Here is a 14,009-nt window from a genome sequence, read left to right as displayed (position 1 = left end):
TCGCAGACGTGACCATGGGATATCCAGACAGAATGCGTGATTTCCAGTTTCCCGGCCGCTCGCCGGTTCGTGCCACCGAGGCGGTTGCCGCGACCTCGCATCCGCTCGCAACCCTTGCCGCAATCGAGATGCTGCGCTCCGGCGGCAACGCCATGGATGCCGCGGTCTGTGCCGCCGCCGTGCAGGGCGTGGTCGAGCCGCAGTCGACCGGCATCGGCGGCGACTGCTTCGTGCTCTATAGCCCGGCAGGACAAGGCAATGTGCTGGCCTTCAACGGCTCGGGGCGGGCGCCTGCCAAGGCGACGGTCGACTGGTATCTCGAAAAAGGCTTCGACCGCATCCCGCTGCAGGGACCGCACGCGGTCACCGTGCCGGGCGCCGTCGATGCCTGGAGCCGCCTGCTCGAGGACCATGGCCGCAAGGGCCTTGCCGAGGCGCTGGCGCCGGCCATCCATTATGCCGAAAACGGCTATGTCGTGCATGACCGCGTCGCCTTCGACTGGGCCGAACCGGAGACCGATCTGTCAGCCGACGAACATGCCGCGCGCATCTTCCTGCCTGGCGGCAAGGCGCCGAAGGCCGGCGATGTCCACCGGCAGCCGGAACTGGCGGCCACCTTGCGCATCATCGCCAAGCACGGTCGCGCCGGATTCTACGAAGGCACTGTCACCGACGATATCGTGCGCCGGCTCAATGAATTGGGCGGGCTTCATTCGGCCGAGGATTTTGCCGCGACCAGAGGCGACTATGTGGCGCCGGTCAGCACCTCTTATGGCGGCCACGACATCCACCAGATGCCGCCGAACAATCAGGGCCTGACGGCGCTCTTGATGCTCAACGTGCTGTCGGGCTTCAAGCTTGGCGGGCTCGACCCCAACGGCGCCGAGCGCCTGCATCTGGAGATCGAGGCCGGGCGGCTGGCCTATCGCGACCGCGACCGCTATGTCGGCGACCAGGACCGTGTTCCGGTGCCGGTCAAGCAACTCCTGTCCGGCGCCTATGCCGACCGGCTGCGCGCCGAGATCGACCGCGACCGCGCCATGACGCATCTGCCGCGCGTGGATCTGCCCGGCAGCGACACGGTCTACATCTCCATCGTCGACCGCGACCGCAACGCGGTCTCCTTCATCAACTCGACCTATTATTCGTTCGGCAGCGGCGTCGTCGGCCCGAAGACCGGAATCGTGCTGCAGAACCGCGGTTCGAGCTTCCGCCTCGACCCGGCACATCCGAACGCGATCGCGCCCGGCAAGCGGCCGATGCACACGATCATGCCCGGCATGGCGACGAAGAACGGTCGCGTGGTGATGCCGTTCGGCGTCATGGGCGGCGGCTACCAGCCGTTCGGGCATGTCCACCTGCTCACCAACATGATCGACTTCGGCATGGATCCGCAGCAGGCGCTGGATGCGCCCAGGGTGTTCTACAATGACGACACTGTTGAGGCCGAGCGCAACGTTCCTGCCGAGGCGATCGAGGGCCTGCGCCGACGTGGCCATTGCACAGCCGAGCCGCATCATCCGCTGGGCGGCGGGCAAGTGGTGCTGATCGACTGGGAGAAGGGCACGCTGACCGGCGCTTCCGATCCGCGCAAGGATGGCTTGGCGCTTGGATATTGATATAGACCCAGTCTGCGGTGGCATCACATATGCGTGTCGCGGCTGGATTTTGACGGGTTGGAAAGATAGTCGGTGATCATGGCCAGTATCGCAAATTCTCCTGGGCTTTCCCGCCGCCTCGCCGCCGGCGCCGATGATGCGCCCGCCATCCTGGCACCCGACAGGGCGACGCTCACCCATGGCGGATTGCGCGGCCTGATCACCGACACGGCAAAACAGCTGCATGCGCTCGGCATCGGCCGAGGCGACAGGGTGGCGATCGTGCTGCCGAACGGACCCGAGATGGCCACCGCCTTCGTCGCCGTGGCAGCCGCCGCCTCGACGGCACCGCTCAATCCCGCCTACCGGGCCGACGAGCTCGATTTCTACCTGACCGACATCGGCGCCAAGGCGATCCTTGTCGCGGAAGGCGAGACCGGACCGGCGGTGACGGTGGCCGAGCGACTCGGCATCGGCGTGCTGCGGCTTGTCGTGCAGCCGGACACACCAGCCGGCAGCTTCACGATCGAGGGCGCGGCGATCGGACCGCAAGCGGCGCCCGACATGGCGCGTGATGATGACATCGCGCTTTTGCTGCACACTTCGGGCACGACATCGCGGCCAAAGCTGGTGCCGCTCAGCCATGCCAACATCGCGGCCTCATCAGCCCATATCGGCGCGACACTCGGCCTGACGGCCGATGACCGCTGCCTCAACATCATGCCGCTGTTCCACATTCACGGCCTGATCGCGGCCGTGCTGTCGTCGCTGGCCGCTGGCGGCAGCATCTACTGCACGCCGGGCTTCAACGCGCTGCGCTTCTTCCAGTGGCTGAGCGAGGCGCAACCTAGCTGGTACACGGCGGTGCCGACCATGCATCAGGCGATCCTGCCCAGGGCGGCGCGCAACACCGAGGTGCTGGCGGCAGCGCGCCTGCGCTTCATCCGCTCGTCCTCGGCCTCGCTGCCGGCGCAGGTGATGGCCGAACTGGAGGCGACTTTCGGCTGCCCGGTGATCGAATCCTACGGGATGACCGAGGCGGCGCACCAGATGGCGTCGAACCGGCTGCCGCCGGGCCAACGCAAGCCGGGCAGCGTCGGGGCCTCCGCCGGTCCGGACGTGGCTGTGATGGCGCCCGACGGGCGGCTGCTCCAAGCCGGCGAGACCGGCGAGATCGTCATCCGCGGACCCAACGTCACGGTGGGCTACGAAAAGAACCCGGATGCCAACGCCACGGCTTTCGCGCATGGCTGGTTCCACACCGGCGACCAGGGCGTGCTGGACGAGGACGGCTATCTCAGGGTCACCGGTCGGCTAAAGGAGATCATCAACCGCGGTGGCGAAAAGATCTCGCCGCTCGAGGTCGACGATGTGCTGATGGATCATCCGGCGGTGGCGCAGGTCGTCACCTTTGCCATGCCGCATGACAAGCTCGGCGAGGAGGTGGCGGCGGCGGTTGTGCTGCGCGAAGGCATCAGTGCCACCGAGGGCGACATTCGCACCTATGCCGCGACGCGACTTGCCGACTTCAAGGTGCCGCGCAAGATCCTGATCCTGGACGAGATCCCCAAGGGCGCGACCGGCAAGCTGCAGCGCATCGGCCTTGCCGCCAAGCTCGGACTTTGACGATGAAGGTCACCATCTTCGGCGCCGGCGCGATCGGCGGCTATCTCTCGGCCAAGCTGGCAATCACTGGGCGGACCGATCTTTCGATCGTCGCGCGCGGCGCGCATCTGGAAGCGATCAAGGCAAATGGCCTGCGCCTGATCGAGGATGGCAAGGAAATGTCGGTCCCCGTCCGGGCCGTGGCGAAAGCCGAGGAGCTTGGCGCCCAGGATTATGTGGTGCTGGCGCTGAAGGCCCATTCCCTCACCCCGGCTCTTGACCAGATCGCGCCGCTGCTCGGGCAGCACACCGCCGTCGTCACCATGCAGAACGGCGTGCCGTGGTGGTATTTCCATGGCGTCGGCGGGCCGCTCGAAGGCACCAGGCTGAGCGCGGTCGATCCGGGCGGCGCGATCTGGCAGCGGATCGGGCCGCAGCGCGTCATCGGCTCGGTCGTCTATCCCGCCGTCGAAGTCGATGCCCCCGGCCTCATCCGCCACGTCGAAGGCAAGCGCTTCTCGCTCGGCGAACCCTCCGGCGAGCGCAGCGAGCGGGTCACGCTTCTGGCCGACGAGATGGTCAAGGCCGGCTTGCAGGTGCCGGTACGCGACGACATCCGCAGCGAAATCTGGGTGAAGCTGTGGGGCAATCTCTCCTTCAACCCGATCTCCGCGCTGACCGGCAGCACGCTTGCCGCGATCGTTGCCGACGAAGGCACCCGTACGCTCGCCCGCACCATGATGCTGGAAGCGCAGGCGATCGGCGAAAGCCTCGGCGTGCGTTTTCCGATTGGGGTCGACCGGCGCATCAAGGGCGCCGGCGATGTCGGCGAACACAAGACCTCGATGCTGCAGGATCTCGAGCGCGGCCGGCCGATGGAGATCGACGCGTTGGTGAGCGCGGTGCGGGAACTTGGCCGGCTAACGGACAAGCCGACCCCGACCATCGATGCCGTGCTGGCGCTGGTGCGCCGGCTGGCGGTGGAGCGCGGGTGTTATGGGTGAGGGGCTTAGGAGTAAATCAGAGCGGTGGCATGAGCGCGACGATCTAGGCCTTGAAGCGCCGGCTCTGCCTTGGCCTCAAAACCCAGCTTGACCAGAGTAAGTAGCATGCTGAACGCCATTCACCACGTCGCGCTGATCTGCACCGACTACGACCGGTCGCGACGGTTCTACGTCGAACTTCTCGGCCTCGATCTGATCCGGGAGGTCTATCGGGAGGAGCGGCAGTCATGGAAAGCGGATCTACGGATCGGGTCGGTGCAACTGGAATTGTTCTCCTTCCCTGCACCAGCGATGCGGCCGTCCCATCCAGAGGCGACAGGCCTGAGACATCTGGCATTTGCCGTGGCGAATCTTGATCCCGTAATTATGCGCCTGGAAGCCGCAGGCGTTGCCGTTGAGCCAATCCGGATCGACCCATATACAGACCAACGGTTTACCTTTTTCAGGGACCCAGATGGATTGCCGCTGGAACTCTACGAAGCCCCATAAGGAACGGTTCGCTTTCGCGGCGGGCGCTGTGTACTGACGGTCTCATCGGTATCGGCGGAACCGCGAATCTGTGCTAAGCGCCGCCAAACCAACCAAAGGACGACACCAATGAGCGAACTGACCGTGGCCGAGGCGACCGAGAGCATCTATGCCTCGCTCCGGGCGGACAATGCCGACATCGACGCACATATCGCGACGCTCAAGGCGGCGCTGACACGAGAGGGGATAAAACAGGCGGTGTTCGATCCAACCAAGTTGGCGCAGAACAACCGCTCGGGCCGCAAGTTGATGCAGGCTTATTTTCGGCAGCGCGGCGTGAGCGTGAGGTTTTCGGACCAGTAGAACCGCGCGCGGGCGATCTCAACCGCGCTGTCAGACGCCGACGATCGACGCCGTGCTGGTGCGGCGGCTGACAGTGGATCGCGGGCGCTGGTTGGACGGGGTGCGCCAAAGCCTTAGCGACAGCCTGTCGGACAAAGCGCATCACGCTCAAGCACGAAGCCGACCTTGGTTTTGGGCGGCGACGGCAGCCATGCGCCGTCACTCGGCCATCTCATACAGCGACGACCCTCCCAGAACGCTGACATCGAACGCCAGTCCGCTTTCGGCCAAACGCAGAGTGCTCTATTTCCCGCAGGGCGCATCAGGCTTGCGAATTTCCCCTAGGTATTGATAACAGAGGGGACTAGCATAGCCTCACTGGGGGTGTGCGATGGCAGACGTCTCGATACGCCGGGCGGACTTCATGATGGTCTTGGCCTATGCTTCGGACCTCGCCACTGGTCATTCTCGCGACTTCGCGCTGAAATCGTGCGTGCTTGCAATGCGCATCGCCGAGCTTGCGGGTGTTTCCGATGAGGTTCGGCGCAATGCCTACCACCAGTCGATGCTGCGCTATGTCGGCTGCAATGCCGATACGGACCTTCTGTCGGCCACCTTTGGGGACGAAATAGCGCTTCGCCAGGATCTCGTCGGTCTCGACATGGGCAATCGTGCGGAACTGGGGAGGGTCTTCGTGCAGGCCTTCAAGCGGTTCTACTACGATCTCGAACCCGACGCGCAAGCCAGGGCGATCGAGGCCGCGATGTCGCAGGCGCTCGCTGTGGCTCGCCCGGTGCTCACCGCGCATTGCGAGGTCGCGCAGCGGATCGGCCAACGGCTTGGCCTTTCCGAGGAGATCCGGCGCAATCTCGGGCAGATTTATGAGCGCTGGGACGGCAAAGGTCTGCCGCGAGGGCTGAGCGGCGAGGATGTGCTGCCGGCCGTGCGCCTGATCACTCTGGCGCAGGATGTGATTGCGCTCTGCGATGCCGTCGGCATCGACGGGATGGCTGAGACCGTAGCCCGCCGAGGCGATGGCCCATACGAAGCGGAACTGGCCCGGCTCGTCTCGGCTAACGCGGGGGCCTTGATGGACGGCATCGGCGCGACGGTCGACCGTGAGACGATCCTGGCGCTCGAACCCGATCCGCCGGTGACGCTGGACGAAGCAGCCTGCGACGAGGCGTTCCTCGCCATCGCCGACATGATCGACATGCGCATGCCGCTTACCTATGGCCATTCGCGGATGGTGGCGCAGCTGGCCGAGGGAGCCGGGGGACAAATGAAGCTGCCCGCCGCCGACTTGCGCGCGTTGCGCTGGTCAGGCTGTATCCACGATATTGGCGAACTCGTGGTGCCGGTGGCGACTTGGATGCGAAACGGACCGCTGTCGGTGCGCGAGCGTGACGCGGCGCAACTGCATGCCTATTACGGCGAACGCGCGCTGGCATCGTTCGGCCGCGAGGGCGATGCGATGGCCGCGCTCGTGCTTCGTCATCACGAACGCCTGGATGGCTCGGGCTATCACCGCAAGGTCGGTGGCTCCGACCTGTCGCCTTCAGCACGGATCCTGGCCGCTGCCGAAGCGTTCCAAACGTCGCGAGAGGAACGTCCCCACCGCAAGGCGCTGTCCAGCGAGGCGGCGGCCATACAGCTGCGCGCCGCAGTGCGTGACGGTTGTATGTGCGCCGACGCGGCAGAGGCCGTGTTGTCCTTCGCGGGGCAGCAGTCGCGCCGGGCCTTGCCGCGGGCGCTGGCCGGCATGACTTCGCGCGAAATCGAGGTGCTACGCCTTATCGCTGCCGGATTCACGGCGAAAGAGGCGGCACGCAAGCTCGATATATCGCCCAAGACCGCGGACCACCATATCCAGAACGTCTATTCCAAGATTGGTGTGACCACCCGCGCCGCAGCAGTGCTCTATGCCGTCGAGCACGGCCTTATCCGGCCGGGAGAAACGCAGGCATAGGGAATCCACCCCATGTGCGCCCGTTCGCGGGCGCGCATCGTGATCCTGTCGACGGACCAATGGTGGCCGCGACCGACAGGAGGAAATCAGATGCTTCTCGCAACGACCAAAGTGGCTGACGTCGACCACTTCATCCGTATCTTTTCAACCAAGGGCGCCGACAAGCGCCGGTTGCACGGCTCGAACGGTGCGACCGTCTTCCGCGACCCCAGCGAGCCCGACCGCGTCTGGGCGATCTTCGACTGGGACGCCGAGGGTTGGAAGAATTTCGTGTCGGATCCTGAGGTGCCCGCGATCCTGCAGGAAGCCGGCCATGTCGGCAAGCCGCAGGCGGCACTGCTGCTCGGCCACTACGAGGCCTGAGTTCCCCTCGCCATGCGCCGCCTGCCGCCCGGCGGCGGCGCGCCCGACGAACCCCCTGATTTGGAGAAATCAAATGGATCCGAAACCCATCAAGATCGGTCTTATCGCCGAACTCACCGGCCCGTTGTCTTTCATGGGCGTCGCAAATGCGAACCTCACCACCATGCTCGTCGACGATATCAACGCCAGGGGCGGCTTGCTCGGCCGACCGCTGGAGCTTGTCATCGAGGACGGCGAAACCATCGACAACGTCGCCAAGGCAAGGACCGGGAAACTGATCGACGTCGACATGGTGGATGTGGTCGTCGGCGGCATCTACAGCTCGACCCGCCAGGCCATCAAAAGCGAGGCGGTTACGCGGGGCAAGACTCTCTACATCTACACCGAGCAGTACGAGGGGCAGGAAAACCATCCCCTGATCTTCTGCACCGGACCCGTCCCCGCGCAGCAGGTCGAGCCATTGATACCATGGCTCATGAACAGCACCGGCGCGAAGAAGTTCTATCTGCCGTCGTCCGATTACATCTGGCCCCATGTGCTGAACAAGGCCGCGAGCCGGGTGGTGCGCGCCAATGGGGGCGAGATCGTTGGCGAGGAGTATCTTCCGCTGGACACCATCGATTTCAGGCGGACGGCACAGCAGATCATGGCGAGCGGCACCGATGTGGTTTTCAATACCATCGTGCCGCCGGGCCTGACACCGTTCTTCGAAGAACTGCACGAGGCCGGTTTCGGCAAGCGCGGCGGCAAGATCGTCTGCACCTACTTCGACGAGAACTTCTTCAACCTTGTGCCGTCCGAGCAGATCGAGGGTCTCTACAGCTGTCTCGACTACTACCAGGAACTCGACGACCCATTTGGGCGAGCTCTCCTGCGTCGCTACCAGGATCGATACCCCGGCAGTGCCATGTTGACCGCAGGCAGCGGCTGCACCGGTCACTACCGCGCGATCAGGATGTGGGAAGCGGCCGTGAAGGAGGCCGGCACGGTGGAGCGCGACGCAGTCATCCGGGCACTCGATCACGCCCGCATAAGCGAAGGCCCTGGCGGACCGGCTGAAATGGTACCCGGCCAGCACCATGTTTGCATGAACATGTATATCGCGCAGGCCCAAAGCGGTCGATTCCGGGTCGTAAAGAGCTTGGGTCCGATCGATCCCAACGAACGGTTGCTCGGCGACGAATTCCGGCTAAGCGACGCGGGGTGACTGGCGGCGTCTATCAGCAGCCTTCCAAAGGGAGCGGCAGATGGTGGACGCCTCAGCCCGCCTCTGGTCTCGTTTCAGGCCTTCACATTTGACCTGCTCAATAACAGCTATCTGCCGCCGCAAGTGCTTCGGCACGGTGAGCTTCGTCCAGCGCGCCAATCCGTCGGACCGATGCATAGAACCTGACATAGTCGCCCGAACACAAATCGAACAAGTGCAGAAACGCCGGAACCTGTTCACCATACACAGCAGTCGCGGCGAGCTTTGCGTTGTTGATCGGAGAAGCGAACCAGGCATCGTATCCCCGGTATCGGCCCCAGCGTCTGTCGCGCATCTGTCGGTAGCGCATCCGCAGCCGTTCAATCGCGGCCGTCTTTGCGGCCAGCTTTTGCTCCGAGTTACCGGAGTTGGAATAGACTTGCGCTAACTCGTCCCGGGTCTGGGAGACAAGCGCAAGAAATTCAGCTTTGCGCCTCCGGGCAGCTTCGTAGCGGCGCAATGCGGCGGTATCACCAGCCGCGCGCAGCCATCTTCTCACGCCGGTTGTTTCGACGGCGACAGCGAACGCCTCGTTGAATGCGGAATCGCCGTTCACGTAGACGCGCTGGTGGGCGAGTTCATGAAAAACCAGCCCTGCAAGATAGGTTTCATCCTCGCCGAACATCGTGCTTAGCAGCGGATCACTTGACCAGCCAAGCGTGGAATAAGCAGTGATGCCCGTCACATAGACGTCCATGCCCTGTCCTTGAAGTTCGACAGCGGTTTCAGTCGCGGACTTCCTGGAGAAATATCCTCGGTAGGGAACGCAGCCGAAAACAGGAAAACACCATGTTCGCGGCGTCAGCGAGAATTCCGGCGCGGCGAAGACGGCCCATGTCACCGAGTCCCGACCGATATCAACGTAGCTGCGGTAGCTATTGTTGTCGGGCAGCGCCAGTTCATCTGTTGCAAACTGTCGTATGGCGCTCGCCGATGCCATTCTGGCGCGCAATACCTTGGGCGTCGAAGGATCCTCGATCAGCTTTCCGACATCCTGGCGCGCCGTCATGATCTGCAGATGACCCTTCACGGATTGCGCATAGTAGGAAATGCTGGTGCAACCGGTCACGCCGGACACCACGATCACAACGGCAACCAATCGAAAGAATGCGCGCATCACGATTTGCCCACAGCACTGCTCACCCGTTCCGATAGGGCGATTGTCGCGATTGCCCCAGGTCTCTCAAGCAGTCGCATTGATTTGATCGAGGTCTATAGCTTTCTAAAGAAGCCGGACAGAATATTCGGACCCACTTCGCCGAGCTGCAGTCGGAACCAAGCGTCGCCGTCGGCGCCGAGTTCGCGCCAGCGGCAATAGGATCGGCAAGGCTTGCCTAATCGAAAGTACATCCGAGGCGCGTTTTTCTCGCGCCACAGTCGATGACGGGGCTGCGACGCCTACTCGTGGAGCACGGGCGGCACCTGGCGCGCCCCGGTCACTTCACGGAAAAGTCGACCGCTTCCTTCACCGTGCCGTCAACGGCGATCTGCACCTGATAGGTGCCGACCGGCCAGCCGGCATCCGGCTTGCTCACCGAGGAGTCGACATGGTTTTCGATCATGCCGATTTCGAAGCTGACCTCGTCGATTTTGTAGTTCGCTGGCGCGACACCGCCTGAATCCACCGAAATCCAACTCACGGTGAGCTTCGATCCCGAGGCCACCGCGTCGGTCAGATCGGCGGAGAGGAAGATGTTGGCCGTATCCGGCGCAAATGTCGCCTGAGTCTCTTTTGCGTCCTTGCTTGCGGACAGCACGATGTTTTCGAACCCTTCGGCTTGCGCGTGCGCAGCGAACGTCCCAACCGCCACCAGGGCGGCTGCCCCTATCATCATCGACCGAATGCTCATGCTCTTCCCTTTGGATTGAAACCGCCGCCCGCGTCCGACTCGTGTGGCGCGTGCCCACAGCCGCTCTGTAGAATACGAGGCCAGGGGTTGTCCATGGAGCCGCGGCGCCATGATGTGGCGAGTGCGGGCGGGTCCGCTCACCGCGTCCAATCGTTCCGGAGCTGATCAGTCCTTCGCCGCTCGCTTGAGAAGCCGCACATAAAATTCGCCGACAATGCCGCGCCGGAAGATCAGCACACACACCATGAAGATCAGCCCGGTGGCGATGGTCACGGGAAAGCCAGAGGTGGCAAGGGTGTTTTCCAGTCCGATGACCAGGCTGGCGCCGATGATCGGCCCGACCATTGTTCCGATGCCGCCGAGGAGCGTCATCAGGATCACCTCGCCCGACATCTGCCAGGTGACGTCGGTGAGCGTGGCGAACTGGAAAACGATGGCCTTGAGCGAGCCCGCCAGCCCGGCCAGTGCCGCCGACATGACGAAGGCGCCCAGCTTGTAGTTGGCGACGGAATAGCCCAGCGAAATCGCGCGGTTCTCGTTTTCCCGGATCGAGCGCAGGATCATGCCGAAGGGCGAATTGACGATGCGCCAGATGGCGAAGACACCGATCAGGAACACCGCCAGCACGAAATAGTACATGTTCAGCGACACGTTCAGGTCGAGCACGCCAAGCAGCATGCCGCGCGGCACGCCTTGAATGCCATCCTCGCCTTCGGTGAAGGGCGCCTGCACGCAGAAGAAGAAGAACATCTGCGACAGTGCCAGCGTGATCATGGCGAAATAGATGCCTTGCCGGCGAATGGCGAAAAAGCCCATGACAAGGCCGAGCAATGCCGCGCCCGCCATGCCGAGCAGGATACCCGCTTCCGGCGGCCAGCCCCAGACCTTGACGGCATGCGCGGTGAAATAGGCGGCGCCACCAAAGAAGGTGGCGTGGCCGAACGACAGGAGACCGGTATAGCCAAGCAGAAGATTGAACGCGCAGGCAAACAGCGCGAAACACAGCATCTTCATCAGGAAGATCGGGTAGACCAGGAAAGGCGCCACCAGCAGCGCCAGGATGCCGAGCCCGACCAGCGCCCATTCAAGCCGTGCCGAGGTCCTGGCTTGCGTCTCGCGCAGCGTCAGGTCGGTCATGTCAGATGTCCCTTCCGACATCTCAGATGTCCCTTCCGACATGTCAGGCGTCCCTCCCGAACAGGCCGGCCGGCCGGACCAAAAGCACGATGGCCATGATGACGAAGACCACGAGGTTGGAGGCCTCGGGGTAGAAGACCTTGGTCAGGCCTTCGGCAAGGCCAAGCATGTAGCCGGTGACGATCGCGCCAAGGATCGATCCCATGCCGCCGACCACGACGACCGCGAAGACGACGATGATGAGATCCGATCCCATCAGCGGGCTCACCTGATAGATTGGCGCGGCCAGAATTCCGGCAAGCCCGGCAAGAGCCGAGCCGAGGCCGTAGGTCAGGGTCAGCAGCAACGGCACGTTGACGCCGAAAGCCTGGACGAGACGGGGGTTCTCGGTTGCCGCGCGCAGGTAGGAACCCAGCCTGGTCTTCTCGATCAGCGCCCAGGTCCCGAAGCAGACGATCAGCGAGGCGACCACGACCCAGCCGCGATAGTTGGGCAGAAACATGAAGCCGAGATTGGTGCCTCCGGCAAGCAGCGGCGGCACGGCGTAGGGGTTTCCCGAGACGCCGTAATAATAGCGGAAGATGCCTTCGAGCACGAGCGCGAGACCAAAGGTGAAGAGCAGGCCGTAGAGCGGATCGAGATCGTACAGCCTCGACAGCGCCAGGCGCTCGACCACGATGCCGAAGACACCGACGATCAGCGGCGCAAGGATCAAGGCGGGCCAATAACCGATGCCGAGATAGGTGAGAAGCAGATAGCCGACGAAGGCGCCGAGCATATACTGGGCGCCATGGGCGAAATTGATGACGCGCAGCAGGCCGAATATGACAGCCAGGCCGAGGCTCAGCATGGCGTAGAACGAGCCGTTGATCAGGCCGACCAGCAACTGGCCGAGGAAAGCCTGAACGGGGATTCCGAAGATCATCGTCATGGCGCCATCATACACCCAGGACTTCGTGGAGCTGCGTCATGCGGTCCGGCAGGTCGCCGACCGGAAACCCTGCCACCACCTTGCCGTGCTCCATCAGATAGAAACGATCGGCGACACGGCTGGCGAAACGGAAGTTCTGCTCGACCAGCAGGATCGTCATGCCGCGCTTTTTCAACGTCGCCAGCAACTCGCCGATGCGCTGCACGATGACGGGAGCGAGACCCTCCGTCGGCTCGTCGAGAAGCAGCATTTTCACGCCGGTTCTCAAAATGCGTGCGATCGCCAGCATCTGCTGTTCGCCACCCGACAGCCTCGTGCCGGGACTGTTGCGCCGCTCCTTCAGATTGGGGAAGAGATCGAATATTTCCTCGACGCTCATGCCGCCCCCGGCGACGATCGGCGGTAGCACCAGATTCTCGTCGACGGTCAGCGTCGCGAAGATGCCGCGTTCCTCTGGCACGAAGCCGATGCCTTGATGCGCGGTCCGGTGCAGCGGCAGCCGCATCAGGTCCTTGCCGTCGAAAGCGATCCGGCCGGTTCGCTTGCGGATCAGTCCCATGATGGCGCGCAGCGTCGTCGTCTTGCCGACGCCGTTGCGGCCGAGCAGCGTGACCGTCTCGCCGGCAAACACCTCCAGATCGACGCCGTGCAGCGCATGGCTTTCGCCATACCAGGCGTTGAGACCGCCGACCGCAAGGAGAGGTGCGGCACTAGTCATCGGCGGTGCCCATATAGGCAACCTTCACGCGGTCGTCGCGGCTGACGGTGGCGTAGTCGCCGGCGGCAAGGACCTCGCCGCGCTGCATGACCGTTATCCAGTCGCAAAGGTCGGCCACGACGGTCAGATTGTGCTCGACCATCAGCACGGCGCGATCCTTGGCCACCGAACGGATGAGGTCGGAAACCGTGGCCACGTCCTCGTGCCCCATGCCGGCCATCGGCTCGTCCAGCAGCAGCACTTTCGGTTCGAGTGCCAGTGTCGTGGCGATCTCAAGCACGCGTTTCCTGCCATAGGAAAGATCGCCGGCGAGCCTGTTCCTGGCGTCGTCGAGACCGACCGAGCGCAGCAGTTCCTCGGCGCGCGGCGTCAGCCGATCGAGCGCCGCGAGCGAGCGCCAGAACTGGACGGCAAGACCACCCGGCCGCTGCAGCGCGACGCGCACATTGTCGAGCACGCTGAGGTGCGGAAAAATCGCCGATATCTGGAACGAGCGCACCAGACCCATGCGCGCGACCCTGGCCGGCGACGTTCGGGTGATGTCGTGGCCAAGCAGCTCGATCCTGCCGCTGGTCGGCGCCAGGAACTTGGTGAGCAGGTTGAAGACGGTCGTCTTGCCGGCGCCATTGGGTCCGATCAGGGCGTGAATGTTGCCATGGCGGACATCGAGATCGACACTTTTGACGGCGACGAAGCCGGCAAAGTCACGCCGCAACCCGCGGGCGGAAAGCACCACCCGCGGCTCATTCCCTTTCAGGTCAGGCGGCACCATGGCCGC

General features: G+C 63.7%; 14 protein-coding genes. 8 read left to right on the top strand and 6 right to left on the bottom strand.

Annotated elements, in window-relative coordinates; translation table 11 throughout:
* The first annotated feature begins 32 nt into the window (after positions 1 to 32).
* The 8 genes from ggt to EJ076_RS05090 all read left to right on the top strand — a co-directional run bounded on the left by ggt (position 33) and on the right by EJ076_RS05090 (position 8,556).
* Positions 33 to 1,619 (top strand): gamma-glutamyltransferase, encoded by a 1,587-nt coding sequence (gene ggt, locus EJ076_RS05125; protein WP_126067128.1) that lies wholly within the window; start codon positions 33 to 35, stop codon positions 1,617 to 1,619.
* A 78-nt stretch (positions 1,620 to 1,697) separates the two neighbouring features.
* On the top strand, positions 1,698 to 3,224 hold the full coding sequence (locus EJ076_RS05120; RefSeq protein WP_126067127.1) for an acyl--CoA ligase: 1,527 nt from the start codon (positions 1,698 to 1,700) through the stop codon (positions 3,222 to 3,224).
* 2 nt (positions 3,225 to 3,226) lie between these two features.
* Positions 3,227 to 4,207 (top strand): 2-dehydropantoate 2-reductase, encoded by a 981-nt coding sequence (locus tag EJ076_RS05115; RefSeq protein WP_126067126.1) that lies wholly within the window; start codon positions 3,227 to 3,229, stop codon positions 4,205 to 4,207.
* A 105-nt stretch (positions 4,208 to 4,312) separates the two neighbouring features.
* Positions 4,313 to 4,696: a VOC family protein gene (locus tag EJ076_RS05110; protein WP_126067125.1), complete on the top strand. Its 384-nt coding sequence runs from the start codon at positions 4,313 to 4,315 to the stop codon at positions 4,694 to 4,696.
* Positions 4,697 to 4,804: 108 nt separating this feature from the next.
* The gene (locus tag EJ076_RS05105; RefSeq protein WP_126067124.1) at positions 4,805 to 5,038 is read left to right on the top strand and encodes a hypothetical protein; all 234 of its coding nucleotides are present in this window, start codon (positions 4,805 to 4,807) and stop codon (positions 5,036 to 5,038) included.
* Between the two features lie 370 nt (positions 5,039 to 5,408).
* Entirely contained in the window at positions 5,409 to 6,986 is a 1,578-nt protein-coding gene (locus EJ076_RS05100) for an HD domain-containing phosphohydrolase (protein WP_126067123.1), read from the top strand.
* 90 nt (positions 6,987 to 7,076) lie between these two features.
* Positions 7,077 to 7,349, top strand: coding sequence for a hypothetical protein (locus EJ076_RS05095; protein ID WP_027024197.1), 273 nt, complete (start codon positions 7,077 to 7,079; stop codon positions 7,347 to 7,349).
* Between the two features lie 73 nt (positions 7,350 to 7,422).
* Complete coding sequence (locus EJ076_RS05090) at positions 7,423 to 8,556, top strand: substrate-binding protein (protein ID WP_126067122.1); 1,134 nt, start codon at positions 7,423 to 7,425, stop codon at positions 8,554 to 8,556.
* Positions 8,557 to 8,653: 97 nt separating this feature from the next.
* On the opposite strand, the gene EJ076_RS05085 is transcribed toward EJ076_RS05090, so the two are convergent.
* The 6 genes from EJ076_RS05085 to EJ076_RS05055 all read right to left on the bottom strand — a co-directional run bounded on the left by EJ076_RS05085 (position 8,654) and on the right by EJ076_RS05055 (position 14,003).
* Positions 8,654 to 9,712, bottom strand: a complete 1,059-nt coding sequence (locus EJ076_RS05085) for an aminopeptidase (RefSeq protein WP_126067121.1) — start codon at positions 9,710 to 9,712, stop codon at positions 8,654 to 8,656.
* 319 nt (positions 9,713 to 10,031) lie between these two features.
* Entirely contained in the window at positions 10,032 to 10,556 is a 525-nt protein-coding gene (locus EJ076_RS05075) for a hypothetical protein (RefSeq protein ID WP_245462959.1), read from the bottom strand.
* 54 nt (positions 10,557 to 10,610) lie between these two features.
* On the bottom strand, positions 10,611 to 11,582 hold the full coding sequence (locus EJ076_RS05070; RefSeq protein WP_126067120.1) for a branched-chain amino acid ABC transporter permease: 972 nt from the start codon (positions 11,580 to 11,582) through the stop codon (positions 10,611 to 10,613).
* Positions 11,583 to 11,625: 43 nt separating this feature from the next.
* On the bottom strand, positions 11,626 to 12,513 hold the full coding sequence (locus EJ076_RS05065; RefSeq protein ID WP_126067119.1) for a branched-chain amino acid ABC transporter permease: 888 nt from the start codon (positions 12,511 to 12,513) through the stop codon (positions 11,626 to 11,628).
* 7 nt (positions 12,514 to 12,520) lie between these two features.
* Entirely contained in the window at positions 12,521 to 13,231 is a 711-nt protein-coding gene (locus EJ076_RS05060) for an ABC transporter ATP-binding protein (protein ID WP_126067118.1), read from the bottom strand.
* A complete protein-coding gene (locus EJ076_RS05055) occupies positions 13,224 to 14,003 on the bottom strand; it encodes an ABC transporter ATP-binding protein (protein ID WP_126067117.1) in 780 nt (259 codons plus the stop codon). Before EJ076_RS05055 ends, EJ076_RS05060 begins: the two co-directional genes overlap by 8 nt.
* Between the last annotated feature and the right edge of the window lie 6 nt (positions 14,004 to 14,009).

Source organism: Mesorhizobium sp. M7D.F.Ca.US.005.01.1.1 (genome assembly GCF_003952545.1).
Lineage (GTDB): Bacteria > Pseudomonadota > Alphaproteobacteria > Rhizobiales > Rhizobiaceae > Mesorhizobium > Mesorhizobium loti.
Note: the sequence above shows the minus strand (reverse complement) of the source record. Positions and strands in the feature narration are given on the sequence as shown.

What these genes read in the sequence shown, in the direction of transcription:
- ggt (WP_126067128.1), top strand. Translation starts at nt 33, where the DNA reads ATGCGTGATTTCCAGTTTCCCGGCCGCTCGCCGGTTCGTGCCACCGAG.
- EJ076_RS05120 (WP_126067127.1), top strand. Translation starts at nt 1,698, where the DNA reads ATGGCCAGTATCGCAAATTCTCCTGGGCTTTCCCGCCGCCTCGCCGCC.
- EJ076_RS05115 (WP_126067126.1), top strand. Translation starts at nt 3,227, where the DNA reads ATGAAGGTCACCATCTTCGGCGCCGGCGCGATCGGCGGCTATCTCTCG.
- EJ076_RS05110 (WP_126067125.1), top strand. Translation starts at nt 4,313, where the DNA reads ATGCTGAACGCCATTCACCACGTCGCGCTGATCTGCACCGACTACGAC.
- EJ076_RS05105 (WP_126067124.1), top strand. Translation starts at nt 4,805, where the DNA reads ATGAGCGAACTGACCGTGGCCGAGGCGACCGAGAGCATCTATGCCTCG.
- EJ076_RS05100 (WP_126067123.1), top strand. Translation starts at nt 5,409, where the DNA reads ATGGCAGACGTCTCGATACGCCGGGCGGACTTCATGATGGTCTTGGCC.
- EJ076_RS05095 (WP_027024197.1), top strand. Translation starts at nt 7,077, where the DNA reads ATGCTTCTCGCAACGACCAAAGTGGCTGACGTCGACCACTTCATCCGT.
- EJ076_RS05090 (WP_126067122.1), top strand. Translation starts at nt 7,423, where the DNA reads ATGGATCCGAAACCCATCAAGATCGGTCTTATCGCCGAACTCACCGGC.
- EJ076_RS05085 (WP_126067121.1), bottom strand. Translation starts at nt 9,712, where the DNA reads ATGCGCGCATTCTTTCGATTGGTTGCCGTTGTGATCGTGGTGTCCGGC.
- EJ076_RS05075 (WP_245462959.1), bottom strand. Translation starts at nt 10,556, where the DNA reads ATGGCGCCGCGGCTCCATGGACAACCCCTGGCCTCGTATTCTACAGAG.
- EJ076_RS05070 (WP_126067120.1), bottom strand. Translation starts at nt 11,582, where the DNA reads ATGACCGACCTGACGCTGCGCGAGACGCAAGCCAGGACCTCGGCACGG.
- EJ076_RS05065 (WP_126067119.1), bottom strand. Translation starts at nt 12,513, where the DNA reads ATGACGATGATCTTCGGAATCCCCGTTCAGGCTTTCCTCGGCCAGTTG.
- EJ076_RS05060 (WP_126067118.1), bottom strand. Translation starts at nt 13,231, where the DNA reads ATGACTAGTGCCGCACCTCTCCTTGCGGTCGGCGGTCTCAACGCCTGG.
- EJ076_RS05055 (WP_126067117.1), bottom strand. Translation starts at nt 14,003, where the DNA reads ATGGTGCCGCCTGACCTGAAAGGGAATGAGCCGCGGGTGGTGCTTTCC.